Source organism: Nitrospira defluvii, assembly GCF_905220995.1.
Classification (GTDB): domain Bacteria; phylum Nitrospirota; class Nitrospiria; order Nitrospirales; family Nitrospiraceae; genus Nitrospira_A; species Nitrospira_A defluvii_C.
Window position 1 is genome coordinate 1043276 of record NZ_CAJNBJ010000001.1, and the last position, 25632, is coordinate 1068907.

The following is a 25632-nucleotide window of genomic DNA, read 5'->3' on the forward strand; positions in this document are numbered from 1 at the left end:
CCATGGCTGAATACACGCTCCTCATAATTTTATTCTCCCCATTCGTCGGCGCACTCGCGCTCATCTTCGTCTCTAACCGCCAGGTGTCGCTGGTGCGCGGCGTGGCGGCCGGCTCAGCCTTCGTCACACTGGTAGCGTCGGTCTACCTGTTTTATGCCTACGACCCGGTAAAAGGCGGGTATCAGTTCATCCAGCGCATTGAGTGGTCGCGACAACTGGGCATCTCACTCCACCTGGGAGTTGATGGCATCGGCACACCGCTGGTGCTGGCCTCGGGTATCCTGCTTTTTGCCGGCATATTCGTATCCTGGCACATCAAAGACCGGATGAAAGAGTTCTACATCTGGATCTTGATTCTCGCTGCCGCCACGATCGGCGTCTTCATGTCGCTCGACCTGTTCTTCCTCTACTTCTTCTACGAAATGTCCGTGATTCCGATGTACTTGCTCCTGGGGATGTGGGGTAGTCACACAAAGAAGTACCTTGAAATGACCGACCCAGAAGGCTTGAAACTTCGGGATTCCGTCGGCTTCATTTTCAACTTCGGCGCCAACAGCAAAGAATATGCGGCGATGAAATTGGTCCTCTTCCTTTCTGCGTTCGCCGTCGCCGCACTCATGGGCATCTTGCTCATCTATAAATTCTCCGGGCTCAATACGTTTGATATCCTGGTGCTACGCGAAAAGGCCCATTTCTCCGGGCCATTGGCCACGCTCATCTGGTTACTCATCTTTTTCGGGTTTGCGTCCATCGCTCCGATCTGGCCATTACATTCCTGGTCTCCCGTCGGACACGCAGCGGCACCGGCTGCAACCAGCATGCTGCACGCCGGCGTGCTGATGAAACTCGGGCATTTCTCCATCATTCGCGTGGCATTTGAAATTCTGCCAGAGACGACCCGTGAACTGATGCCGATCGCCGCCGTTCTGTGCATTTTCAGCATCATTTATGGCGGCCTCGTCGCCTACTACGCTAAGGACACCAAATACGTCATCGGCTACTCCAGCTCCAGCCACATGGGATACGTCTTCCTGGGCATGGCAGCCTTGGATTACATCAGCCTCAGCGGTGCCGTGATTTACATGTTCGCTCACGCCATGGCCACCGGCATGCTCTTCGCTATGGCGGGTTGGGTCTATGACCAAACACATACTCGGGACATTCCGTCACTCGGCGGTCTTTCCAACCGGATGCCGTTCATCTCCGCTGCCTTCGTCATCGGCTGCATGGCTTCCATCGGGATGCCAGGGACCGTGAACTTCATTGCCGAAGTCATGATCATTGTCGGTAGCTGGAACAAGTACCCCTTCCAAGTCGTCGTCGCCGTCCTCGGCATCGTGCTGACCATGGCCTATCTCTTCAAGATGATGCGCGGGCTCTTCTATGGATCGATGGCGGAAAAATATAGCCACTCCCACGACGCCGTCGCCGTGGTCGATCGGATGCCGCTCCTCCTCATGATTATGGTCAGCGTGAGCTTTGGTATCTTCCCCGGCCACCTCTACTCGGTCGTCCGCTCCGGCGTCGACCCGCTCATCGCCCGTATCACGAGAGTCGTGCCGGTCGCGGAGCAGCCGACTCACATTCCACTTGCCAGCTCGCCCATTACGCCGGTGTCGGCTTCGCATGAGGCGATCGCGAAGGTGACCCCGCGATGAACTTCTCCCTGACGCTTTCCGCCAGTGACCTCTTGCTCCTCCTTCCAGAACTGTTTCTGACCATCTGGCTGTGCGTGGTTCTGGCCGTGGATTTTTCGTTCAAACGAATCGTGCAGGAGCAGTTGGCATACCTGACTATCCTCGGTCTCATGATTACCCTGGCCTGCCTCGCATGGTTCGACATGACCGGCATCACCGGGACCCTGTTCGCCAAGATGTTCGTGGTCGATCGCATGGCCATCTTCTTCAAGGTCATGATTCTGCTGGCGACTATTTTGGTTATTCTGCTCTCCATCGACTATGTGCACCGGTTTTCGTTTTTCCGGGGGGAATACTATTTCCTCGTTGCCATGTCGGCGCTGGGCATGATGTTCATGGCCTCGGCCAACGATCTCCTGTCACTCTTCGTGACGCTGGAGTTTGCCACCTTTGGCTTCTACGTCCTCGTTTCCTACCTGCGGGACGACATGGCTTCTAACGAGGCGGGCCTCAAATTCTTCATTCTCGGCGTCTTTGCTGCAGGACTGCTTGGATATGGCATCAGCCTCGTCTACGGAGAAACCGGAAAGCTCGTCTTTTCGGACATGACCGGCGCCAATCCGACCACCGGGCTCGTTATCGGCTTCCTCCTCATCTTTGCCGCACTAGGCTTTAAGATCGGTGCCGTACCCTTCCATTCCTGGATTCCTGACACCTATCATGGTGCCCCGACGCCAGTGACGGCCTTCTTGTCCATTGCGCCGAAGGTCGCGGCCTTCGCTATCCTCTTGCGCCTTTTCCTTGTCGCGCTCGCGACCTTCAAGCCGGCCTGGGCGTTGCTCATCGTCGCGGCCTCGATCCTCTCCATGACTTACGGCAACATTGTGGCCATTGCGCAACGAAACATTAAGCGGCTCTTGGCCTATTCTGGTATCGCACAGGTCGGCAATGTCCTCATCGGTCTGGCTGCTGGCACCAAAATGGGCACGGACTCCATTTTGTTTTACCTGCTGACCTATCTCTTCGCAAATCTAGGGGCCTTCGCCGTCATCATGGCGATCAGCAATTCGTTAGGCAGCGATGAAATCGACGACTACCGTGGTTTGAACCGGCGGTCGCCGTTTCTTGCGTTTGCTATGCTGATTTTCCTCCTTTCGCTGGCCGGCGTCCCCCCACTCGCCGGTTTCATCGGAAAGCTCTATATCTTTGTCGCCGCGATCAAAGAAGGCCTCTATACGCTGATCACCGTGGGGCTCGTCAATATCGTCGTGTCGATGTACTACTACTTGATCGTGGTCAAGAAGATGTACATCAACGAACCGCTTGATTCTTCTCCGATCAAGACCACGGGCCCACTGCGTGCGGTGATTTATGTCGGACTTGCTGGAACGCTGGTGATCGGCATTTATCCCCAACCGTTCCTCGACTGGGCGGTATCTGCAACCCTGATGTTCTCCAATCTCCTGGGCCAGGCGGCATCCATTCATCCTCCGACGACGCCATTCGGAGGCTAAAGACTTCGCCTCGATCGCTGCCTCCGGTTTCCATCAAATCCCTTCGCATATCAAGGCCTTCTGCTACAATATTGGCTGCAGTCCATGGATTGCACACGACGCCGTCTTGTAGGACCTGCACCTGTCATCTGGCCAAGCCACGGGGCTTTCTTCATGAGCACGGACGAACCGAAACAACAACAGACTCTCGATGCCGATGTCGACGTCGCTCTTCCCTCCCCGCAACCGGGCGCGCGAGCCATGGCACAGCACTCATTTATCACTTCGGTCCTTCGAAGCATCCAACAACGCTCCATAGAACAGCGCGTCCTGGCTGGCTTCGGCTTGGTCTTTGCGGGCATCCTGGTCATTTCCGTCATTTCCTATCGCAACATGACCATCCTCATCCGAAACGGCCACCAAGACCAGCGGAGTCACGAGTTCATCCAGCTGCTCGGTGCCATGGGGCAAGCCATGGATGACGCAGAAAATGGCCACCGGCGCTTCCTCGTCACCGGAGACGAGAGTTATCTCGCGGCCTACCACACGCTGCGCGAACGCGCGCCTGAATTCGCCCGCTACTTGCGAGAACTTACGAGCCCAGACAGCAGTCAGGGCGCGCACGTCACGCACCTCGAACAACTCATCACCCAGCAACTGCAAGAGGAACGCAACGCCATTGAATTACGGAACAAGACGGGGTTTGAGGCCGTGCGGGGCATGGCCTTAACCGGTGTGGCGAAGGCCTCACTCGAGGCGGCAAGGAAACTTCAGGCACAAATGGAGCAGGAAGAAAACAAGGCGCTTGCCCAACGGGTGATCGAATCCACAAGCACAACCCGCTCCAGCATCATTCTTCTCAGCATCGGTGCCCTCCTGCTGTTCGTCTTGCTTGCCGCCGTATATTACCTGATCCGGCATGACATCACCGCCCGACGCCGCATCGCCGAAGAACTTCATCACCGCGGAGAACTCCTTGAGGCGGCCAATAAAGAATTGGAGGCGTTCAGCTATTCGGTCTCGCACGACTTACGCGCACCGCTTCGGCACATCGATGGTTATGCCTCCCTGCTGGCGAAGGCCACAGCCCTGTCCCTTGACGACAAAGCCAAACGCTACCTCCACACGATCTCGGAAGCCGCCACTCGGATGGGACAACTTATCGACGATCTGCTGGTCTTTTCCCGTATGGGCCGGCAGGAAATGCTGCGCGGCACGGTGAATCTGGACCAATTGATCGCGGCGGTGCTGCACGATCTTCGACATGACTTGCAAGATCGCACTATCTCGTGGACAATCGCTCAACTTCCTGACGTCACGGGGGACGCCGCCATGCTGCGACAGGTGTTCGTCAATCTGATCGCCAATGCCATTAAATTCACCGGCACGCAGCCGAACGCCACCATCGAAATCGGCAGCCGGAGCGACGATCCCAACGAAGCAGTGTTATTCGTGCGCGACAATGGGGTAGGATTCGATATGCAGTATGCGAACAAACTCTTTGGGGTCTTTCAACGACTCCATCGCGCGGACGAATTCGAAGGGACGGGCATCGGGCTGGCCAATGTCCGACGAATTATTCACCGACATGGGGGGAAGACCTGGGCGGAAGGGGCGCTCGGCAAAGGCGCCACCTTTTACGTCAGCCTCCCGATAGCGAGGCCCTCCACATGACGCTCTCCAAACCCATTGTATTGGCAGAAGACAATCCGCGCGACGCCGAACTCACGCTCGCCGCCATGGAAGAACATCAGCTGGCCGACAAGGTCATTCTCTGTCATGACGGAGCAGAAGTACTCGATTACCTGTATTGCCGCGGCCCCTTCAAGACGAGACTCCAGGGCAATCCAGCCGTCGTCCTCCTCGACTTGAAAATGCCGAAGGTCGACGGACTTGAAGTGTTGCGTACGATCAAGAATGACGCCGACCTGCGGCCCATTCCCGTCGTGATGCTCACCTCCTCCCGTGAAGAACGGGATCTGGCTCAAAGTTACGCCCTGGGCGCCAACGCGTACGTGGTCAAACCGGTTGAATTTCACCAATTCCTGAAGGCCGTGAAAGAACTCGGTGTATTCTGGGGCATGATCAACGAGCCGCCTCCTGAGGGCGCCAGCCGCGCAGCAGGCCGATCTGCATAACCTTCCGAGCGTGATCCATACGATGACTCAGCCCCTGCGACTCATCCATCTTGAGGGTAACCAGGCGGACGCGGAGCTGATCGACTCCACACTCCGGAACGCGGGCATTCCCTGCCAAGTGAAACGCGTGCACACGCGCGAAGACTTTCTCGCGGCCCTCCGCCAGGGGGGATTTAGCCTCATCCTCGCCGATACGACATTACCCAGCTTCGACGGAGCGGAGGCCCTCGACCTCGCACGGGCGCTCCACCCCGACGTGCCCTTTCTTTTTGTGTCCGGCATGCAAGGAGAAGAGTTCGCCGTCGACATGATGCAGCGCGGCGCCACCGACTATATTTCCAAGCAGCGGCTGGGCAGGTTGGTGCCATCCATTCGCAGAACGTTGCGTGAACTCGATGAGCGGTTGGAGCGAAAACGGGCCGAGGATGCGTTACGGATGAGTGAAAAGCAGCTGCGTCAGGCGCAAAAAATGGAAGCCGTGGGCCGCCTGGCCGGGGGACTTGCCCATGATTTTAACAATCTGCTGACCGTCATCATGGGACATAGCCAGGTGCTGCTGGGAGAATTGTCCGTCGGCAGTCCCATCCGCGCCAAGATCGAAGAGATGCAAAAGGCTGGTGAGCGAGCCGCGAATCTCATTCGCCAACTGATGGCCTTCAGCCGGAAGCAGCCGGTGGAACCGAAGGTGCTACCGCTCAACTCAGTCATCGGCAACGTGGAAGGGATGCTCCGCCGCCTCATCGGGGAGGACATCCAACTGGTCGTCCGGCCCGATCCCCACAATGGCCATGTGAAAGCCGATCCCGGACAATTGGAACAAGTGCTGATGAATCTGGTCGTGAATGCCAGGGACGCCATGCCCAACGGAGGCCTACTGGCCATTGAAACGTCACAGGTCGAGCTGGCACGCACCCCGATGCACCACCTTCACCCGTTACCGCTCGGGCACTATGTGAAGTTGACGGTGACGGATACCGGGTGCGGCATGGATGCCGACGTCCTGAGCCACTTGTTTGAACCCTTCTTTACCACCAAAGAGGCGCACAAGGGCACCGGACTCGGCCTGTCGACCGTGTTTGGCATCGTCACGACCTGCGGCGGCGGCATTGACGTCTGGAGCCAGGTCGGCCATGGGACGACCTTCGACCTCTATTTCCCGCGCGCCACGCCGCAAACCCAAACCACTTCCGCCGAATCCCCGCAGGCCCAGCCACGCCAGGGATCTGAAACCATTCTGCTGGTCGAGGACGACAGCGGAGTCCGCGACCTCGTGCGCCATGAGTTGCTCAAAACCGGCTACCAGGTGATCGAGGCCAAGAACGGCGTCGAAGCCTGTCTGACGGCCACGCAACAGAGTTATCACGTCGATCTTCTGTTGACCGACGTCGTCATGCCGGGCATGAACGGTCGAGAACTGGCCGAACATCTGTCGGTCATCAAGCCGAATCTCAGAGTGCTCTTCATGTCCGGATACCTCGACGACATTTGCGTCAACAGCGACATGGACCCGCACCGCACCACCTTCCTCCAGAAGCCGTTCACGCCGGACCTGCTGCTTCGTACCGTGCGTGCACTCCTGGACTCCTCTTCGCCCGGTACCGGACCGGCGCACCTTCAGACACCACTGCCGAGCCATGCCCCTCGTACCGCCCGTGCCTCGTAACCGGCCTATTCAAGCCGACCATCGCCGGTCATCAGTTTGACCCATGTGTCCATCCTTCTTATACTCTGGCCATAGGAGAGTTGCGCCGAGATATCCTGTCGAGACCATCACGGACAACGGGAAACGGGAATTGATGAAGGACCGCAGCCGGCTGAGACCACAGTCCAATCGTTGGGGAAGGGCGCTCTCCTGCCTCCTGATCTCACTCTCGCTCACCGCACTCCTTCCGGCCCAGCCGACTGCCGCAGAGGCAATCCCTTGGGAGCGATTGACCAGCGGGATGCAGGTGGCACTCTGGAACCCCAGCAACACCTGCCCGCAAGTTCCCGCCTTGCTCATGCTCCAAATCGACCCGGAACGGTTCCGGTTTTCCATCCACCAGTTTCGCGATGAAGGGCTTCGAGCTCCGATCTCGATTCATGATTGGCAGCAACGGACCGACGCCTACGTGATGTTCAATGCGGGCTTGTTTCGCGAAGACTATTCCTATCTGGGCGTCTTGTTGAAAGAGGGGCGATCACTCGGAAGCAAGAAACATCATTCGTGGCAAGGCCTGTTCGCCGCAGAACCAACCGACGGAACACTTCGAAAAGCCCGCGTCTTCGACCTGGCCTTCGACGCATTCGCGGAGGATCCGCCGCTGTACCGCGAAGCCGCACAGTCACTGATGTTGTTCGACCGGATGGGCAAACTTCGGGTGAGAGACAGCGGCAAGCGCGCGTTTCAAACAGTGGTGGCTGAAGACGGGCAAGGAACGATTCTGGTCATTAAGACGGCGGACGTCGTCTCGCTCCATCACCTGGCCGATTGCCTGCATCGGCAACTGCCCTCACTGCAGCAGGCAATGGCCATGGATGGGGGCGCATCGTCTGATGTCATCGCCAGCCAGGACCTGCTCCATGCCGCCCAGGAAACCGCTTCACAATCGACGTGGCGATCCTTATTGTCTGGCAACACGGGAGTGCATATTCCCCTTCCGACGGTCATTGGGATCAGCCCCCGGACACCTGTGAGGACAGGGGCACCTGTAGAATCGTTACAGACTCCCCGCAAACCGTGACACCCCGACTCACCGGCCTGGCGCGACGGGAAATCCCGCCTCGGTCCAGGCGTTCATACTTCCCACCACGTTATAGACATGCGTGTACCCCAAATCGGCCAAGGTTTCGGCGGCAATGTTGCTGCGATGACCCGATTGGCAATACACGACGATGTGGTCTTCCAACTTCGCACCCAGTTCCCGGTGACGCGCCTTCATCTCTCGAAAATCGATGTTCAGGTCTGTGCCGGGAATCATGCCCGACGCATGCTCCTCAGGGGAACGTACATCGACCAAGACAAATCCCTTCGCGCTCGTGGAGGGTGCCTTGGTCAGGCCGGCTCGTAACTGTTGCACGCTCAAGACGTAGGAATGATAGGCAAGGGACGGCACTGGTTCCTGGAAGAGAAATCCACTCAGCACGACTGCACACGTGATAGAAATGATATACCTCATGGCGACCACTCCTTTGCTTATAGCATGGTGGGGCAGGGATGGACCTCGTATGATAGGAGCCCGATGAAAAATTGGTCAAGTCTGATAGGCCCTGCGCTGGGCTTGCTCCTGGCTGCCTGCGGAGACGGCGCCATTCTGGTCAAAGACTCAGACCATGGCGGCGTCGTCATCTACCCCTACCGGCCCGAACAAGGCACACTCTTGTCCTCATTCCGCAAAGATGCCATGCGCCTCATTGACCAGAAATGCCCACGCGGGCACACGATCGTCCGCGAGGGAGAAACCAAGGGGCGGCTACGCCAGGCCAGCCCACTCGCAGGATCGAGCGATGTCGTCGAGGAGCGGCGGTGGGGAATCCAATTCGACTGCAAGTAGCTCAGGGGGCAGTCGGCCGACCCGTCATCAGCTCATCGATCGTCAACAGACTCACCACCCGGACTCCTAACTGCTCAACACGGGCTCGGCCCTCTTGCTCGTTTCGATCGACAACGACGAGAGCCTCCTTCACCTCGAGCCCTGCTTCACGTGCCGCGACAATCGCCTTCACGACCGACCCACCACTGGTGAGCACATCATCGACGACAAGTGCACGGTCCCCAGCTCGCACGACACCCTCGACCAATCGGCCAAGACCATGGTCTTTAGGCTGCTTGCGCACGAAGAATGTCCGCCACTCCCGGCGCGGGGATGCCAGATAGACAAAGTCGGAGATCGACGTGGCGATGGAAATCGCACCGATTTCCAACCCCCCGAGACAGTCGATCTCCCGGTCCTTGATGACCTCCCAGGCTCGTTGGGCCACCAAGTGGCGGGCATGCGGAAACGCCATCAGGGTGCGACAGTCGACATAAAATGGGCTCATCAACCCGGAGGCCAGCTTGAATCCCTTGTCGGGATCCCATTTAAACGATTGGGTGGCATGGAAGGCGGCAATCAATTGATCTCGCACCGTCATGAGTCCTCTCACTCCCTTAAATGATGGTTTCATCCGGCCGCGCGGGGCCCTGCCGTTCGATTCGAAGGCGGCTGATTGTACACTGTTCAGGAAGTCGAACACAGCACGCGGCTTCAGTCCAGATGGCTGCCTGCCGCAGCACCATAAAGCTGCTCGGCCATTCGAACGAAGAGCGGCAAGAGCCCCACCCACACCAATGCGAGCAACAGGAGGGCGCTGCTGCGACTCGGTCCCAACGTAAGGGCCCCCAAGGCTTCTCCGGCCCCGTAGCTGATGGGTCCGGCAATCCCACCGATCATCGCAGCCGACCATACCCGGCCTTCCAGCCATCGGAGCGACTGGTGCAACGTCGTCGCAAACAGATACCAGAGGGCACAGAGCCAGGGCGGGCAGAGCCACGGCGCAAAGGGATGGGCCCCGAACCGAAGCAGGCCCGACGCGGTCAGCCCGCTATCCAACAACAGGCCGGCAGATCCAATCGCCAGGACCACGAGGGTCATGACGCGAGGCTGGGATCCGTACCAGATGTTGACTGTGATGAGACCCGCCAGGACCGGGGGGGCCAGCCAAGCCTCCCCCCACCCGGCGCTCAGGATGGCGACCCACCATCCGAGCTGGAAAACAACGGCATTGCCAAGGGTCCTGATCATCCTGCCAAGGGATCCTGTCGCCAGCCGGAGCGGGCAAACAGTACATGCGCTGTCGAGATTGATCGTTCCAGGAACCCGCCTTCGCAATACGACAGATAGAATTCCCACAGGCGAAGAAATTCCGGTCCAAACCCGAGCTGAGAGATCCGCTCCAGGTTCTGTCGAATGTTCTGACGCCAACCGCGTAGCGTAGGCGGGTAATGGGCGCCGATATCCTGAACATGCAGCAAGCTGAAATCCGATGCACAGGCCATGGCATGGCAGAGGCTTGTCACCGAAGGGATACAACTTCCCGGGAAAATAACACGCTGGATGAAATCGACCGACCGTTTGGCCCTTTCGAAATACCGCTCGTCGATCGTGATGGCTTGCAAAAGCATCAAGCCATCCGGCTTCAGCAGCCGGCGGCAGACGTCGAAAAACGCGCCATAATACTGCCACCCGACCGCCTCGATCATCTCGACCGACACCAACTTGTCGAATTGCATATCCAGATAGGGGAGGTCCCGATAGTCGCACAGCAGCACCTGCACACGGTCGGACAGGCCCGCGTCACGGATACGCCGCAGCGCCCAGTCGTATTGGGCCTGAGAGATCGTGGTCGTCGTCACCCGACAGCCGAAGGTCTGAGCCGCATGACAGGCAAGCCCACCCCAGCCGGTCCCGATTTCAAGCAGGTGGTCATCGGGCGACAGATGCAGCTTGCGGCAAATGAGCTCGATCTTGGCGCGCGAGGCCTCCTCAAGCGTACTGTCAGGACGCGCGAAGTACGCGCATGAATACATCATCGTCGGATCCAGCATGAGCGCGAAGAATTCATTGCTGAGGTCGTAATGCGCCGCGATGTTGCGCCGGCTGCCCGCCTTCGTGTTGCGCCTCAGGCCGTGCATGAGCTTCAGGAACGGAGCGGACAAGCGAGCGGCTCCCTGTTCCATCCCGTCAAGCACGGCGCGGTTCAGGACGAATAACCGTATGAGCGCGGTGAGATCGTCGCAGTTCCATGCGCCACGACCGTAACTTTCTCCGGCGCCGACGGTCCCTCCCCAGGCGATGTCCCGATAGCAAGATGGGTCATCGATGGTAACCACCGGCCGGAGCGGACAGGGCGACGTCGGGCTGCCGAAGGTCGTCCGTCGCTCACCCTCCACGATGGTGAGGAGGCCCTGCGTGATCAGAAAGAGCCGAGCAAAGACCATGCGCCGGGCCAGCCGGATAGAAAAGCCGTCACGAACGCCGGATTCCCCACGCGAGACGAGGCTCCATTCCGTCGGTTTCGATGCACAGTCGGTCTTCATAAGACCGTTCATCCTGAGAACCTCCCTGTCTGCACCGTTGAGGTGCGTGTCTTGGGATGCGAGTAAAACGGACAGCGTTTGATCCAGAGGCGCAAGGCCTGCCAATGAATCGCGCCGATGACTCTGGCAGTCATGAACGGATATTGCACCAGGGTCCGCGCGAGGGACGCGGCCGTCAGTTCGCGGCGCGCCAGAACCATAGTTGCGTCGAAGAAGCGGCTCCCGCTTTTCGAATTGACCATGTGCACCACGAGCCGCTCGCTCGGCGTGTCGAACCGCCAATCGTAGTCCACCTCCATGGGCATGAACGGCGACACATGAAATCGTTTTCCGAATCGATACCGATGGTGACGGCCGCGGCCCTCGTCCAACAATCCATCCAACACATAACAATGCCGTTCGCCCCAAGGCGTATTCGTGACCTCGGCCACGATCGTGTCTACGCACCGATCCTCATGGTCGAAGCAGTAATAGAAACTCACAGGATTGAACACATAGCCGAAGTACCGGAGATGCGTGAGCAGACGAATCGGACCTGTGGGTCGCCGACCGGTGGCTGCCTCGACCTGGTCGCGCACGCTCTGATCCAACGGCACCTGCGGGTCGCCCGCGTGATCGGCGCGGCGAAACCAGGCTAGATTCGGATGCGACGCCGACCACAACCAGCGCCCGTCAAACAAGCCCGGCAACTCGGCCAGATCCACGTAGAGCATGAACAGGGAATACCGAAAGACATGGGCCACCGGAGCCAACCGCCGATGCCGCACCATTCCCTCGTACACCGCACTATTCATTGCACCCAGGCCTCCAGCGCCCGACAGGCTGTCATGGCGCTCTTCACTCCATCCTCATGAAAGCCGAAACCCCAATAGGCTCCGCAATAAAACGTGCGCTGCTGCCCGTTGATGGCCTCATACCGCGCTTGCGCGGCGACCGCCGGCGGCGAATACAACGGGTGATGATAGACGATGCGCTTCAGGACCTTCTCTGGATCAATCGCCTCACTGTGGTTCAACGTCACGCAAAACTCGCAGGGCGCCTGGAGCCCCTGCAGCCGGTTCATGTGGTAGGTGACCACGACATGCTCAGGCGGCTTGGGCAACAGATGATAGTTCCACGCCGCCCAGGCCAGTCGCCGTTTCGGCAGCAGCGAACGATCCGTGTGCAGCACCGCTTCATTGCGCTGGTACCGGATGGCCCCCAGGACCTCCTGTTCCAACGGCGACGGTTTCGCCAGCAGCGCCAGCGCTTGATCACTGTGGCAGGCCAGCACGATCGCGTCGAACCGCTCGGTCTGCCGTCGCCCCTCTCGATCTCGCCAGCGCACTTCCACACCTTGCGGAAAGCGCCCGATCGACTCCACCACAGCCTGCAGCCGGATCCGGTCACGAAACGGCCGCACCAGCGGTTCGACGTAGCGGTGCGACCCACCTGTAATGATGCGCCACGTGGGCCGATCGTTCACCGATAACATCCCGTGGTGTTTAAAGAATCGGACTAGATATTGCGCCGGAAACTCCCGGATCGTGGCCTGTCCGGCCGACCAGATAGCCGCCGCCATGGGCAGGAGATACTGGCGAACGAATGGCTCCGAGTACCGTTGCTGTTCCAGGTAGGCTCCCAGGGATGGGCCCGGTCCCGGTTGCTCCAGCAACGCCACCGCCTCACGGTTGAATCGAAGGATGTCGCGGATCATCCGGTGGAACGACGGTCGCAGCAGATTCCGTCGTTGCGCGAACAGGCTGTTCAGCGTGGTCCCGTTGTACTCCAGGCCGGTGCGCTCGCAGCGGACGCTGAAGCTCATGTCGCTCGGTTGATGCGCGACGCCCAATCGATCGAGCAGGGCGATGAAGTTGGGATAGGTCCAGTCGTTGAACACGATGAACCCGGTGTCCACGGCGTAGGTCATCTCCTCCCAGGGAACCTCGATGGTGTTCGTATGCCCGCCGATATAGTCGCCTGCTTCAAACAGGGTCAGCGCATGCCGGCCGTGCAGAAGGTGGCCCGCCGTCATCCCCGCAATCCCGGTGCCGACAATGGCGATGTTCATGGCCGTCTCACCAGCGTGGAACTCAAGCGCGTGTAAACTCGCCCCGGCAAGAGGGCCAACAATTTGAACGCCAGACTGAACCGTTTGGGGAAGTGAATGTCCGGCTTCCCCGCCTCGATCCCGTCGACGATTCGGCGGGCCGCTTCGTCCACTTCGATGCGAAAAGGCATCGGGAAATCGTTCCGATCCGTGAGGGGCGTTCGTACGAAACCGGGGGCCACCACGGACACGGTGATACCGGATCGGTACAGGTCGATCCGCAGGGACTCCAACAAGTACGTGATAGCCGCCTTCGATGCGCCGTAGGCCTCAGCGCGCGGAAGCCCCGCGTAGGCCACAGTGCTACTCATGCCGACGAGGTGCGGCGCGGGAGATTGCCGCAAGAGCGGTAATACCGCCTCGATCCCGTACACCATGCTGAGAAAGTTGGTGCGCATAGTCCGTTCGAACACCGCACTGTCGAAGGTTTCAACCTCGACATATTCGCAGGTGCCCGCGTTGAGAAACGCCACATCAAGACCTCCGACTCGACGGACCATGTCGGCGGCCGCCCGGTGGTTGGCGTCACGGTCGGTGACATCGCAGGGTAGAGCCGCCACACGCTCGCTGCCACAGTCTTTCACGAGCTGGTGAAGTGCGGATTCGTTCCGAGCCGAGGCAATAACGGTGGCGCCGCGACGGACCAGCTCGACGGCCACGGCTCGGCCAATGCCGCTTGACGCGCCGGTGACCCAGACCCGTCGACCGCTGACTGTATGCTGTCCCATCTCACACCCGTTCCTTCACGAAGCGTACGATCATCCCGATCAGGGGAAGGTGTTCATACAGCATCGCTCCCGCGTCGAAGTAATCCCGGTGAAAATAGATCTTGTGCCGAAACCGAACGTGTGTGGAACCGGGCACCACGACCGGCTGCCCGCCGTTGAGTCTCGGATGCCTCAGCGACATCGTCCACAGGAGCACGGCCTGTTGCGATTGCACCACTTCATCCTCAAAGGTGAATGAGCAGGTTTCAACATGGGCGTAGAGCTCGGCAAAATATCGCGTGAGCGCCCCGAGCCCTTCGAGTCGCCGGAACGGATCCTGAAACAGCACGTCGTCCGTATACAGTTCCGCCAGAAGTCCCAACGACCGGGCATTGAGCCGTCCATAGGTCTGCTTGAACTGCTCCACGACGGACTGCATAGTCACGGTCTCCCGCCGCTCAGATCTTATCCGGCGGCACGTTCACCGATTCAACAGCCGCAGCTTCAAGGCCTCATTGATGGGGTTCGGCCCCAGCCAAATGGCAAAGTAGGCCGCAGCAAAGTCCGCTCCCTCTACCGTTCCTTTCACCACTCCGTTGAGGCTCAACTCGGTACCCACGCCCGGAGTATAGGTCAACCCGTAGCGATCACCCGCTTTCACATCCTCATACAATCGATGCAGCTGGGCGATGCGCGGCGCCAAGACCGTCAGCCGCTCCGGGGGGACATTGTCCGCCAAGACCTTATCGGCAGCTCGCCCAAAGTCTCCCGCCCGGATGCTGCGAAAATAGGACAGTTCCAAGCGTTTCGGCACATCCTCCAGCACCCGATCAGGCTCCGTCCCGGACGGGAGATAGAGTGCAGCCACGTACACCGAAATGGTCCGCAAGAATTTCGCGAGGCCGACTCCTCGGAGCGGAAGGGTGACCGAACCGGCCTGGATCGAATCGGAAAAGCTCACGCCCTCAACGAGGGCGGCAGCCCCTGGAATCGGCAGCGCGACGAGCAGGAGACCAGTGAGCACGTACACGACTGCCCGGCTCCTTGCTGCTCGCCCTCGTCCTTGCATCGCCTCTCTCCCCACGACCCCTCACGCCCCTGCCTTCCGCCTCTTTGGTCACACAAACCGCCGGATCTGGTCCGCCAACGTGGTCGCCACCCTCGTCAGATCGAACGGCCAGGCATAGCGCAACGCCACATTCGGATACTGGATGCGTAGTTGCTCCAGAATTTCGGGAATCTCCACTTCGGAATGCGAGCCACCCGGCGTAAACATCGTCGTGGTGACCGTAATATCGGTCGCCCCCTGCTTGATCAGCGACTCCACCGACTCCTCCAGAGTGGGGCCACAGAATTCGTTGTAGGCCACGGCGAAGAGGGCGCCGTTCAACTGCGGGCGCAGCTGCGCCGCCACCGCTTCCAGCCCGGCCTGATAGGGGTCGGTCTCCGCCGTGCGCGGCCAGTGCCGGATCTTGCCGTCCAATTCCAGCTCCTCTGCCGACGGAGGCAACTTCGCCGCGCGACGCTGTGCCTCCAGCCGCTTCAATTTCGTCACGAGATCCTGCGGACAATCCTTGGGAATCCCCCCGTGCCCCACTAAAATCACCCCTCGCGTCGTCCCCGCCATGGTGCCGTTTCCTTTCTTGACAATGTGGTGAATCGATCCTGCCCGCCCCCTGTGTGGGGTCGACACGCCATTAGACATGATTGCGCAGCATCAACTCCTTCGGATGCGGATTGAGGTACACCTGATCACGAATATATTCGACATCGAACACCTGCACGTAGTGTTTGATCAACGTGAGCGGCACGATCAACGGCGTCAGCCCCTGGTGATAATCGGCAATGACTCCTAACAGCTCCGCCTTTTCCTGCGCATCGAGACGATCTTTGAAATGCCCCAGGATATGCTGCAAGACATTGACGTGTTTGCGTACCGTCGCCCGCACAGCCAAGGCCTGCATGAACAGCTCGCCATATCGAAGCGCCAGGTCTTTGGGACGATACTCATGGACTTGCGCGACCAACCGGCCAAGCTGGCGGTAGTATTGAGCGCTATGGGCCAAGAGCAGGTACTTATGGATCGTGTGAAACCGGACGACCGCTTGCCTCGTCACCCCGACGTGGATGAGATCCTGCCAGCGGCGATAGCAGAACACCCGCTCGATGAAATTTTCTCGCAGCAGGGGATCGCTCAGCCGACCTTCTTCCTCCACGGGGATGAGCGGGAATCGCCCGACAAACGCGCGCGCGAACAGACCCACGCCTTTGCGATTCGGCATGCCGTGCTCGTTGTATGTCCGGACACGTTCCACCCCGCAACTTGGAGAGTCCTTTTTGAAGACAAATCCCGACAGATCGACAGCTTCCAGATCAACCAGGCGTCTGTCGGTCACTACTTCCAGGGCTCGTGTGTGATCCTGACCGCTCTTGATGCTCACCAGTCTCGGCCGTTGCGGATCTCCTACCAGCCGCATCGCCTCACGCGGCGTGCCGAGTCCCGCTTCGACCTCCGGACAGACCGGAACCCATTCGACATATCGGCCGAGGACATCCGTTAAGAATTGATCCCGCTTGTGGCCGCCGTCAAAGCGAACCTGCTCACCGAGCAGACATCGGCTGATGCCGAGGCGAAGTGCCGAGGTCGTCATGGGGCCACCTTCTGCTTCCCGAGATCCAGATATTCCTGGCGCGCCTGCCGGTGATCCACAATGGGCTCCGGGTAGTCGATGCCGATCCGGCATCGAGCCCGGACCTGTTCCTCCTTGGGCATGAGCGCCGGTTCGTGAATCCATTTGGTCGGCACCTGACTCAGCTCCGGGACGTACTGGCGCACATAGCCTCCCTCAGGATCGAACTTCGCACTTTGCAGGGTGGGGTTGAAAATCCGATAGCCCTGCATCGCATCGGTCCCGGTCGACGCACACCACTGCCAGTTGCCGTTGTTCGCCGCCAGATCTCCGTCTACCAACTGCTCCATGAAGTAGCGTTCTCCGCTTTGCCAATCCAGCCGTAGATCCTTCACAAGGAACGAAGCCGCGACCATCCGCACGCGATTGTGCATCCAGCCCGTTTCGTTCAGCTGGCGCATCCCCGCGTCGACGATCGGATAGCCGGTTCGCCCCTGACACCAGGCGGCAAACAACCGATCACGCTCCGGCCCGGCGGGACGCGGAGCAGGAAGCCCAGGCTTCGCCTTGAACGGTCCCTCGGCCACATGCGGAAACGCCGACAACACCTGTTGAAAAAACTCCCGCCAAACCAGCTCATCCATCCAGGTGAATACATCGGCACGAGAGACCGTTCCGCCCTTCGAAAGCGTCTGGAGCGCGGCATGCACCATCGTGCGCGTCGTGATCGTACCGAACCGCAAATGGGGAGACATCTTGGACGTCCCGTCCTGAGCCGGGAGATTCCTGCCGCTGACGTAGCGATGGATCGGCCCTTTCAAGAACCACTGTAACCGAGCACGGGCGGCCTGTTCACCCGGCTCGATCCACATCGGCACCGGCATATAGCCGAGAGTGTCCGCCGTAGGCCAGGCGGGCATAGAGGAATCCACCGAGTTCTTCGCAGAAGGGATGATAGGAGCCACGAGCACCGGCGGGGCGGCCGCGCGCCACCTGGTCCACCACCGATCCCGATAGGCACTGTATCGTTGAAACGGGTCCCCGGTCAGACCTCGTACTTCTTCCGCCTCAAACACGACATGATCTTTAAACGTCTTCACCGTGCGGCCTTGTCGAGCCAACTGCTGCTGAGTCTGGCGGTCTCGATCGATAGCGGCTGGTTCATAGTCTCGATTCCAGTACACCGCATCCACCGCCAGATCCTGAGCGGTCCGCAGCACCGTCTCAACCGGCTCACCCATTCGCCAGAGAAGCGACACCCCCCGCTCAGCCAATGAGTGCCGCAGATCGTCCAAACACCCCAGCATGAATCCGACACAGGCGGAGCCGAACACATGGGATCGCAGCAACGGCTCGTCGAAGACAAACAGCGGTACAATCTCACGACACTCACGACAAGCCGCCGAGAGCGCGGGGTTGTCATGAATGCGAAGATCTCGGCGAAACCACACCAATCCTCTCACGAAGGCACCTCCGGGGAAGACGAGGTCAACCGAGTCGTCGGCGGCAGGGGATCTGCGAATAGCACTCGTCGCCACGCAACATAACAGAGAAACAGCGCTGTTGCGGCCATAAATCCCGTGCGGAGATGATGGTAGCCGAATTGAAACTGATTCATCAGTTCGCTCGTGATGCCGAATCCGCCATAGGCCATCGCGAGCCCCCAGGACCAGGGGCGGAGAAACACAAACCCGTAGCCGATCAGGAAATGCACGGCCGGCGAATGCAGTTTGACCAGGTAGGCCAGCGGACCGACGATCATCACACCGAATAACTTCAACGCATAGGCGGGGAAAAATTCGATGATGAGCAGGTCGATCAGCCCCACCAGCAGAAAGAGCGCGCCGAACAACTTGAGATCGATGCCCCGTTGTGTGGTCTGTCTCACCATGGTCCTGCCTCCTTCGCTGTGCGGATACGGCACCGCAGGGGTCACTATTCTTATCGTAGCCAGGCGTCAGGAAACGCCTGCCACCAGGTCGTGGGGTGCGCGTTCCGCCACTGCGTCTGTTCCTGCCAGAGGCGGTCGGACACGGCCTTGTTCAGTCGCACCGCCATGGCGGCGCTGACGTCGGCCTGTTGACGAACGCTGGTCTGGATCATCTCTTTCGCCATCCTGGCCAAACCGCCGGAGGGATCGACGAGATCTTCCGTATGCCGATAGGCCAGATTCAAATACAACTGCTCCACGGCCATCCAGCTTTCGTCTCTGGACAATTGTTCCAGATACGCGTCGATCGCCTGATAGACGTACGTGAGATGCAGATAGGTCTCGGCTGACGGACGGTTGTGAATCTCCTGCTCACAGGTTTCCAGCGCCCGACGATAATCACCCGCCAGCAGATACAGACTTGTCCTCTCGATTCCCGACAGAGTCGGCGACAGAGAAGGACGGTACCACGCCCCGGCCGGCGACAGGCCTGTCATGAGCATCAGCACCACCAGTCCTGCAATGACCTGTCTCACGCATCACCTATTTGGCCGGGCCGCCGTGCGACCCCATCTGCCCTTTGTACAATGTCTGACCGGCGACCCTGGTGACCGACACGTCCCGCACACCGCTCTCAGATTTCACGCCCAGTTTCACCACGGTTCCCGGCTCCCCACGAACCATGAGGGCGACCTGTTCGTAGGTCTTGCCGGTCAACGCAGCCCCATCCACGGTGATCAGCTGATCACCCTGCTTGAGTCCGGCTTTTTCCGCCGGACCATCGGGCAACACCTGGGCGATCAACAACACCGAAGGATCACCCACTCGCTCCGCTCCGACATGCAGCGCCACGCCTATCACGCCATCTGGAATGCTGGCCTCGAGGGAATACATGCCGCCTTGCGACCCCGCGTTGTCATGCCCTTCACCGGCCCACGCCTGATGGCTCAGCACCGATGCCTGGCTCACACAGAGGCTGAGACACGCGGCGAGGAAGCAACGCCCAACATACGTATGTGTCTGCATCATCCTTCTCCCTTCATCATGATCAGAATTGGCGTATCGAACCGACCAACCAAAGACCGCCGAGCAGCACGAGTGAATTCAAGTACAGCGACCGTTGATGCAATCGAGTCCAGGCCGCCTGCAGCACAGGATCGACGGAGCCCTGCCGCTCCTGTTCCTTAAGCCGATCCCTCATGGCGTTACTCTGGGGAGTCAGGGGGGAGCGGCAGTACGACTCCGCCAGAAGAATCATCAGCCAGATTCCTCCGGTTGCCAGCACAGAGGCGGTCAGGCCGCGAAGGAGTCCCAGCACCATCAAGGACAGCAACCCCAGCGTCGCCGCTGCCATGCCCAGGAGATAGTACGCAGGGAATAGACGGCGCACGACAGCTCCAAACTGTTCGGGCCCCAACTGCTTCGCAAGAATCGGCGCAACCACAAAGGACAGTAGCACGACCTTGCCGACCAGAACGGCCACCGCCAGGGCATGCGCATACTGCATCACCGGCTCAATGATGGCGGTCATGTTCGCCCCTCCACGTCGAGAATCGCTCGCAAGGCCGGCTCCAACGTCGGATATCGAAAGGCAAACCCTCCCGCCCGCGCCTTGGACGGGTCCACACGTTGCCCGGTGGTCATTAATGTCCCCAGCTCACCCAACGCCAGATGCAAGGCGAACCCAGGGACAGGAAGCCACGAGGGTCGATGGAGCACTGTGCCGACGGCGGAACAAAAGTTCTTCATGGTTACCGCCTCAGGAGCCACCGCATTAACCGGTCCGGACACCGTCGGCGTGGCGATAGCCCATTGAATGAGACCGATCAGATCGGCACGATGAATCCACGACACCCATTGCGTCCCGGGCAGCACCGGCCCTCCGGCGAAGAACCGGAAGGGCAGCAACATCTTCGGCAGCGCCCCGCCGTCCTGTTCCAGCACCATGCCTGTGCGCAGGACCACTACTCTTGTATGAAACTGAGCGGCGCGCAACGCTTCGGCCTCCCAGGCCGCGGAGAGGTCCGCCAGAAATCCCGTCCCGAGTGCCGACCGTTCGTCGAGCACCCGGTCGTCGCTGGCGCCGTAGTATCCGATGCCTGACGCACTGACGAGAACGGGAAGCGGCGAAGCCCGCTCAGCGAGGGCGTCCACCAGCAATCTGGTGCTGCACGTCCGGCTCTCCAGCAGCAACCGCTTGCGGGCCACCGTCCATCGACCTTCGGCGATGGGGGCACCGGCCAAATTGATGACTGCGTCGGCCGCCTCCACCTCCGCCCGCCATGGACCCATCGTCCGAGCATCCCACTCGACGTAACGGGCAGTCGACCCGGACGGCTGTCCGGGCTTCCGACACAACACCACCACATCGTGCTGCTGTCGCACCAGCTCCTCGACCAGCGCCCGACCGATGAACCCTGTGCCTCCGGTGACGACGATCCGCATGGTTCGCTTCTCCTCCTACAGCACTTGTAGACTACGGCTCGATCTGTGAGCCGTTCCGTGGTGACTGTCTCCCGTTCCCCGCATCTCCCTGTTCGGGTGCCTGTTTCGATCCTGATTGCCCTGGAAGGGCCGTCACACGTTGACTGTACTTTCGCTCCTTCGTGCCATACAACAGATTCGGAGGCGGGCCATACCGATTCTTCAAGATCACCGGATCGAGCACCTCCCCACAGATGGTGCAGTGCCATGCGGTAATGTCTATTTGACCAGTGTCGTCCAGCAGATCGATGTACTGTTGCGTCAAGAGTAACCCCCCGCAACGAGAACAGCGGTGATTGTCTTGTTGTGGAGGAGTGTATGATTCCGGCGTCCCATGTGTGTCCATTGGAACCCCCGACTTCCAGAAAATTGAAGGGCCTTCCTCACAATGTCATCTCTGTTACGGACATGCGCCATACCCGCTCCCACGCACACCCTAGCTGACACGAGCCCGATTCTTCCCCTGCCTCGGTACGACGGCATAGGCCGGTTTCCTCCGGCCCATGAGTGCGGCGGCTGCCACGCTCACCGCGATGAACGCGATGCCCACAACGATCAGTTGCCCCATGCACCCCCCTTACTGCGAGTCCCGTGAATCTGGTCCTCGCGCCACTCCGTCAGATGGTTCGCTGAGGGGACGGGTTCCTCCGAAGGAAGAACCCATCCGCCTCAACGGGAGGCCGCGTGCGGAGTCGCGGTACCTCCAAGATCACAACCCCATCAATCTGAGCCGGCAGTCTTATTTAGCCGGTTCCTGCGCCGAGCTATCCTGACCATGCCCCTCAAGGCTGCGCACACAACGGAAGCCGGTGCCATGCGTCTGCAACGCGAATCCGCCTCGCCCACGCGCCGTCGCTGTGATGTCGGCCAGAGGACTGTGCCAGGATCCTCCTCGGATCACCCGCACGATGCCCTTGTCCGGCCCTTGTGGATTCGTCGTCGGGGCATTCTCGTAATAGTCCGGGTCGTACCAGTCCTGTACCCACTCGCGGGCATTGCCGGACATATCCTTGATGCCATAGGGCGAATCCCCTCCCGGCAGCGAACCTACCGCATAGAGTGTCTTATCGTTCACCCACTCACGGTCGTAATTCGCCCGCGTCGACGTCGGTTCCTCATTGCCCCATGGAAACGTCCGGCCGTCAGTCCCACGTGCCGCCTTTTCCCATTCCGCCTCAGTCGGCAAACGCTTCTTCGCCCATGCACAGTAGGCCTTGGCGTCGTACCAGGTCACCTGCACCACCGGGAGCTGCTCGATTCCCTTCGCCGACACGAGCGCACCGGTACCATAGGGGTTCGGCGGATTCCGGTGGCCGGTCGTGGCCACAAAGGCCAGGTACCGTTCATTGGTCACCTCCACCTGATCGATCGCAAAGGCATCGACATGGACCTTACGTTGCGGCCACTCGTCAGCTCGCCCCTTCGGACTTTGCGTGCCCATGATGAATGACCCTGCGGGAATCGTGATCATGGGCACGAGATCCAGTTCCTTGGCGGGTGGCGCCGCCAGCACAGGGCTCAGGGCGAGCGTGAAGGCGGCCGTTGCGAAGAGACCTACCGCACTCAACCTGGTCCTTCTCTTGCTCAAACCTTGTGTCATCGCTTCTGCTCCTTGCTCCCCGCGATCGCCTGTTCCGTGTGCAGATTGATCTGTCCGACGAGGCGCTCCACAGCACCTGCATCGCCACGGTCGGCGGCCTCCTGCGCCTGGGTCACGAGGGTTCTTGCTTCATGCAAGTGTTGTTCGATTTGTGCCTGCAGATCGGGCGACGCCACGGTCCCGCCGAGGGCCGCACGGTGATAGACCTCCCAGGCATGGTCCACACTATGTTCCGCCTCATGCACGAGCTGCACATTCTCGGGATGGGTATGGCGGCTGGTATCGATCGGTCCGGCCTGGACCGTTGTCGACCACAGCAACACCGCGAACCCGCCGACCAGCGTGATCATCGCCCTGTTCATCATGGCTCTGCCTCCATCGTAGGAACCTGTTGAGCGACTCCATTCGCTCTCCGCCCTTACCGCCGAGTCAACGACTGCTCAATCAAGGGTCGAAGCGCGAGGAGTTCCACGTTGACCGGGTCCAGCACCAGTCCCCGATTGACCGCTTGCAAGGCCTCGGTAAATCGTTCCCGACCCATTTCCACCAACGCCGTGATGTAGCTGTCCCGAATCCGTTGTTCCCAGTCAGGCGGCGCCGCCTTCGCGCAGCGGAAACCCAACCCGACTCCGTAACTGTTGTTGAGCGGATGGTTCCAGAACCGGTGTGTGGAACGAATGGCTCCTTCCGGTGCGATCCAGGAACCGCCTCGAATGACGCGCTTTTCCCCCACCGTCAGTCGATCGACATAGGTACCGGTGCCGCCGAGCCACAGTGGTTTTTCCGGACCAGTCGGATTCACCATCGTCTCCAGGCGGCCGTAGTATTTCGGATCGTACCAGTCCGAGACCCATTCGAAAACGTTGCCTGCCATGTGGTAGACCCCGTAGTAACTCGCCCCCTCCGGATGAGAATCCACCGGTAGCGTCGCCTCATGGTGCCGATCATAGTTGGCCTTGTTGGAATCGAAATCGTTGCCCCAGGGATAGAGATTCCCGTTCGGTCCGCGAGCCGCCTTCTCCCACTCCGCCTCGGTCGGCAGACGCTTGCCGCGGAACTCACAGTAGCTTTTGGCATCGATCCAGTTCACCCCGACGACAGGCTGATGAGTCTTGTTCAGGCGAGGGTCGTCCCAATACGCCGGCGCGGGGTGACCGGTGGCACGAATGAAGTCGCCATAGTCCTTGTTCGACACCTCGTACTTGTCAATGAGGTAGGAATCCAGAAAGACCATGTGGGCCGGCCCTTCGTCATGAAAGGCCTCCGCGGACCAGGGGGTTTTCATCCGCTTGTCATAGAGGGACAATTTCCGAGTTGATTGTGCGGCCTCGCTCTTGTCCAGTCCCATGATGGAAGGCCCCTGACCGATATAGACCATGTCCTTCGGTATGGCCGATTCTTCTGCATGGGCTGCCGGAAGTGCGAAGATCACTCCCGCAACCAATCCTGCTCCGAGTACGTGTCTCATCATGTCCATGCCGTACCTCCTCGCATGTCGGTGCGGCAGGGAGGCGGGCATACCCGCCCCTCTGCAGCCACGCATTACTTCTTCACTTCTTCATGCTCTTCTTAATGAGCTCGCGGGTCGCTTGATACTCTTTGTTGTCTGGATCCGCAGCGAGCGCCTTCTCAATGGATGCCATGGCGTCTGCATTCTTTTCCGCCCCCATGCCGACGAGTGCCTGAATAAAGGCATCGCGCCCGGCCTGAGCCGCTTCTTCCGACACCGCGCTGACCGACTTCGCGCAACGGAAGCCCAGGCCGACGCCGTAGGAATTGTTCTCCGGTTGGTTCCAGAATCGATGACTGGTGTGCAGGGATGTTTCAGGAGCAAGCCAGGATCCGCCGCGCAAGACCTTGACCGGACCTTGATTGGCGAAATTGTACCCCTTGTCTGCGCCGCGCGGATTCAGCGCGTTACTGCTCCGGTAGTATTTCGGATCGTACCAATCGTCTACCCACTCGAAGACATTCCCGGCCATGTTGTAGACACCATACCCGCTCACGCCCTCAGGGTAGGAATCGACCGGCATGGTGCGGCCCACATTTTGTCCGTAGTTGGCTTTCTTTGGATCGAGATGATGGCCCCAGGGATAGTGATTATCGCCCTCCGGCCCCTTGGCCGCTTTTTCCCACTCCGCCTCAGTGGGCAATCGCTTGCCATCCCACTTGCAGAATGCATTGGCATCAGTCCAGCTCACACCCACCACCGGCTGCTCTGGCTTGCTGAGACGCGGATCGTCCCAGTAGGCTGGGGCCGGATGGCCGGTCGCCCGCATGAATTCCTTGTACCGCGCATTCGAAGCTTCGAATTTGTCGATGAGGTACGCGTCCAACACGACTTGATGTCGGGTCTCGTCCGCATGCTCATTGCTGCCCATGGTGAACTCACCTTTGGGAATGAGCACCATGTCCTTATCGCCCGCCGACTCGGCCGCGCCAGCCAACGTCGCCGTACCCACCAACAACACCGCCGCTATGCCAATCTGAATGGTTATTTGTCTCCGCATGTCACCCTCCTTAATTAGATCGCCTATGACGTTCCTAATGCTGACCGCTACGCAGATACCTGAGCCTGGGAAAACGGACCGACGGCCTTCAACTCTCGAGCAACAACGGCCGATTGCTGGAGATGACGATTCAACCGAATGACCGGATCAACGATGTCACCGCACTGCACACAACGCCGAGTGGAACAGTCGAGCGAGCCGGAGCCGTTGAGAAGGTCTGTACAGAAGTCAGGCACCATGAGCCCCCCACACCGCATGCAGCTCGACTCGTGCCGGAAGTTCAGAAACTCGAATCGTGACTCCCTTCCTTCTTCGCTTTTCTGATGTGTGTGTTGTGTTGCCATGGTGACTCCTGA

General features: G+C 59.7%; 31 protein-coding genes. 7 read left to right on the forward strand and 24 right to left on the reverse strand.

All coding sequences use genetic code 11. The annotated features are described in order from the left end of the window. Window positions 1–2 precede the first annotated feature (2 nt). The 6 genes from KJA79_RS04975 (at window position 3) to KJA79_RS05000 (ending at window position 7991) form a co-directional block, all read left to right on the forward strand. Window positions 3–1658 carry a complex I subunit 4 family protein gene (locus tag KJA79_RS04975; protein WP_213040879.1) on the forward strand — a complete coding sequence of 552 codons (1656 nt, stop codon included), beginning with the start codon at window positions 3–5 and terminating at the stop codon, window positions 1656–1658. Continuing rightward, window positions 1655–3151 (forward strand): NADH-quinone oxidoreductase subunit N, encoded by a 1497-nt coding sequence (locus KJA79_RS04980; protein ID WP_213040880.1) that lies wholly within the window; start codon window positions 1655–1657, stop codon window positions 3149–3151. Before KJA79_RS04975 ends, KJA79_RS04980 begins: the two co-directional genes overlap by 4 nt. Before the next feature lie 153 nt (window positions 3152–3304). Next, window positions 3305–4804, forward strand: a complete 1500-nt coding sequence (locus tag KJA79_RS04985; protein ID WP_213040881.1) for a sensor histidine kinase — start codon at window positions 3305–3307, stop codon at window positions 4802–4804. After that, a complete protein-coding gene (locus KJA79_RS04990) occupies window positions 4801–5268 on the forward strand; it encodes a response regulator (RefSeq protein ID WP_213040882.1) in 468 nt (155 codons plus the stop codon). Before KJA79_RS04985 ends, KJA79_RS04990 begins: the two co-directional genes overlap by 4 nt. Window positions 5269–5290: 22 nt before the next feature. Then, on the forward strand, window positions 5291–6931 hold the full coding sequence (locus KJA79_RS04995; RefSeq protein ID WP_213040883.1) for a response regulator: 1641 nt from the start codon (window positions 5291–5293) through the stop codon (window positions 6929–6931). A 133-nt stretch (window positions 6932–7064) separates the two neighbouring features. After that, entirely contained in the window at window positions 7065–7991 is a 927-nt protein-coding gene (locus KJA79_RS05000; protein WP_213040884.1) for a phosphodiester glycosidase family protein, read from the forward strand. A gap of 9 nt (window positions 7992–8000) precedes the next feature. Here KJA79_RS05000 and KJA79_RS05005 read toward each other — a convergent pair whose 3' ends face one another. Then, a complete protein-coding gene (locus KJA79_RS05005; protein WP_213040885.1) occupies window positions 8001–8426 on the reverse strand; it encodes a rhodanese-like domain-containing protein in 426 nt (141 codons plus the stop codon). Between the two features lie 63 nt (window positions 8427–8489). On the opposite strand from KJA79_RS05005, the gene KJA79_RS05010 reads away from it, so the two are divergent. Continuing rightward, complete coding sequence (locus tag KJA79_RS05010; protein WP_213040886.1) at window positions 8490–8801, forward strand: hypothetical protein; 312 nt, start codon at window positions 8490–8492, stop codon at window positions 8799–8801. Window position 8802: 1 nt separating this feature from the next. Here KJA79_RS05010 and pyrE read toward each other — a convergent pair whose 3' ends face one another. The 23 genes from pyrE to KJA79_RS05120 form a co-directional block, all read right to left on the reverse strand. Further along, window positions 8803–9381, reverse strand: coding sequence for an orotate phosphoribosyltransferase (gene pyrE, locus KJA79_RS05015; protein ID WP_213040887.1), 579 nt, complete (start codon window positions 9379–9381; stop codon window positions 8803–8805). 113 nt (window positions 9382–9494) lie between these two features. Beyond that, complete coding sequence (locus KJA79_RS05020; protein WP_213040888.1) at window positions 9495–10031, reverse strand: DUF2878 domain-containing protein; 537 nt, start codon at window positions 10029–10031, stop codon at window positions 9495–9497. Continuing rightward, window positions 10028–11338, reverse strand: a complete 1311-nt coding sequence (locus KJA79_RS05025; RefSeq protein ID WP_213040889.1) for an SAM-dependent methyltransferase — start codon at window positions 11336–11338, stop codon at window positions 10028–10030. The genes KJA79_RS05020 and KJA79_RS05025 overlap by 4 nt, the downstream gene beginning before the upstream one ends. Beyond that, a complete protein-coding gene (locus KJA79_RS05030) occupies window positions 11335–12120 on the reverse strand; it encodes a DUF1365 domain-containing protein (protein ID WP_213040890.1) in 786 nt (261 codons plus the stop codon). The genes KJA79_RS05025 and KJA79_RS05030 overlap by 4 nt, the downstream gene beginning before the upstream one ends. Next, a complete protein-coding gene (locus KJA79_RS05035; protein WP_213040891.1) occupies window positions 12117–13376 on the reverse strand; it encodes an NAD(P)/FAD-dependent oxidoreductase in 1260 nt (419 codons plus the stop codon). Before KJA79_RS05035 ends, KJA79_RS05030 begins: the two co-directional genes overlap by 4 nt. Next, a complete protein-coding gene (locus KJA79_RS05040; protein ID WP_213040892.1) occupies window positions 13373–14143 on the reverse strand; it encodes an SDR family NAD(P)-dependent oxidoreductase in 771 nt (256 codons plus the stop codon). Before KJA79_RS05040 ends, KJA79_RS05035 begins: the two co-directional genes overlap by 4 nt. 1 nt (window position 14144) lies before the next feature. Continuing rightward, window positions 14145–14561, reverse strand: a complete 417-nt coding sequence (locus tag KJA79_RS05045) for a nuclear transport factor 2 family protein (RefSeq protein ID WP_213040893.1) — start codon at window positions 14559–14561, stop codon at window positions 14145–14147. A gap of 42 nt (window positions 14562–14603) precedes the next feature. After that, window positions 14604–15152, reverse strand: a complete 549-nt coding sequence (locus tag KJA79_RS05050) for a chalcone isomerase family protein (RefSeq protein WP_213040894.1) — start codon at window positions 15150–15152, stop codon at window positions 14604–14606. An 87-nt stretch (window positions 15153–15239) separates the two neighbouring features. Then, a complete protein-coding gene (locus tag KJA79_RS05055) occupies window positions 15240–15749 on the reverse strand; it encodes a sirohydrochlorin chelatase (RefSeq protein WP_213040895.1) in 510 nt (169 codons plus the stop codon). A gap of 70 nt (window positions 15750–15819) precedes the next feature. Further along, entirely contained in the window at window positions 15820–16773 is a 954-nt protein-coding gene (locus tag KJA79_RS05060) for a YbgA family protein (protein WP_213040896.1), read from the reverse strand. Further along, window positions 16770–18215, reverse strand: coding sequence for a cryptochrome/photolyase family protein (locus KJA79_RS05065; RefSeq protein WP_213040897.1), 1446 nt, complete (start codon window positions 18213–18215; stop codon window positions 16770–16772). The genes KJA79_RS05060 and KJA79_RS05065 overlap by 4 nt, the downstream gene beginning before the upstream one ends. After that, entirely contained in the window at window positions 18212–18643 is a 432-nt protein-coding gene (locus tag KJA79_RS05070; protein WP_213040898.1) for a hypothetical protein, read from the reverse strand. Before KJA79_RS05070 ends, KJA79_RS05065 begins: the two co-directional genes overlap by 4 nt. 50 nt (window positions 18644–18693) lie before the next feature. Continuing rightward, window positions 18694–19218 (reverse strand): hypothetical protein, encoded by a 525-nt coding sequence (locus KJA79_RS05075; RefSeq protein ID WP_213040899.1) that lies wholly within the window; start codon window positions 19216–19218, stop codon window positions 18694–18696. A gap of 7 nt (window positions 19219–19225) precedes the next feature. Then, window positions 19226–19711, reverse strand: a complete 486-nt coding sequence (locus tag KJA79_RS05080; RefSeq protein ID WP_213040900.1) for a PDZ domain-containing protein — start codon at window positions 19709–19711, stop codon at window positions 19226–19228. Between the two features lie 19 nt (window positions 19712–19730). After that, complete coding sequence (locus KJA79_RS05085; protein WP_213040901.1) at window positions 19731–20213, reverse strand: DUF4149 domain-containing protein; 483 nt, start codon at window positions 20211–20213, stop codon at window positions 19731–19733. Continuing rightward, complete coding sequence (locus tag KJA79_RS05090) at window positions 20210–21127, reverse strand: TIGR01777 family oxidoreductase (RefSeq protein WP_213040902.1); 918 nt, start codon at window positions 21125–21127, stop codon at window positions 20210–20212. The genes KJA79_RS05085 and KJA79_RS05090 overlap by 4 nt, the downstream gene beginning before the upstream one ends. 31 nt (window positions 21128–21158) lie before the next feature. After that, the gene (locus KJA79_RS05095) at window positions 21159–21431 is read right to left on the reverse strand and encodes a hypothetical protein (protein ID WP_213040903.1); all 273 of its coding nucleotides are present in this window, start codon (window positions 21429–21431) and stop codon (window positions 21159–21161) included. Window positions 21432–21602: 171 nt separating this feature from the next. Beyond that, a complete protein-coding gene (locus KJA79_RS22930; RefSeq protein ID WP_281412652.1) occupies window positions 21603–21734 on the reverse strand; it encodes a hypothetical protein in 132 nt (43 codons plus the stop codon). 171 nt (window positions 21735–21905) lie between these two features. Next, a complete protein-coding gene (locus KJA79_RS05100; RefSeq protein ID WP_213040904.1) occupies window positions 21906–22766 on the reverse strand; it encodes a formylglycine-generating enzyme family protein in 861 nt (286 codons plus the stop codon). Next, the gene (locus KJA79_RS05105) at window positions 22763–23131 is read right to left on the reverse strand and encodes a hypothetical protein (protein ID WP_213040905.1); all 369 of its coding nucleotides are present in this window, start codon (window positions 23129–23131) and stop codon (window positions 22763–22765) included. Before KJA79_RS05105 ends, KJA79_RS05100 begins: the two co-directional genes overlap by 4 nt. 53 nt (window positions 23132–23184) lie before the next feature. After that, on the reverse strand, window positions 23185–24243 hold the full coding sequence (locus KJA79_RS05110; RefSeq protein ID WP_213040906.1) for a formylglycine-generating enzyme family protein: 1059 nt from the start codon (window positions 24241–24243) through the stop codon (window positions 23185–23187). A gap of 73 nt (window positions 24244–24316) precedes the next feature. Then, entirely contained in the window at window positions 24317–25276 is a 960-nt protein-coding gene (locus KJA79_RS05115; protein WP_213040907.1) for a formylglycine-generating enzyme family protein, read from the reverse strand. Between the two features lie 47 nt (window positions 25277–25323). After that, window positions 25324–25620 carry a hypothetical protein gene (locus KJA79_RS05120; protein ID WP_213040908.1) on the reverse strand — a complete coding sequence of 99 codons (297 nt, stop codon included), beginning with the start codon at window positions 25618–25620 and terminating at the stop codon, window positions 25324–25326. Window positions 25621–25632 lie beyond the last annotated feature (12 nt).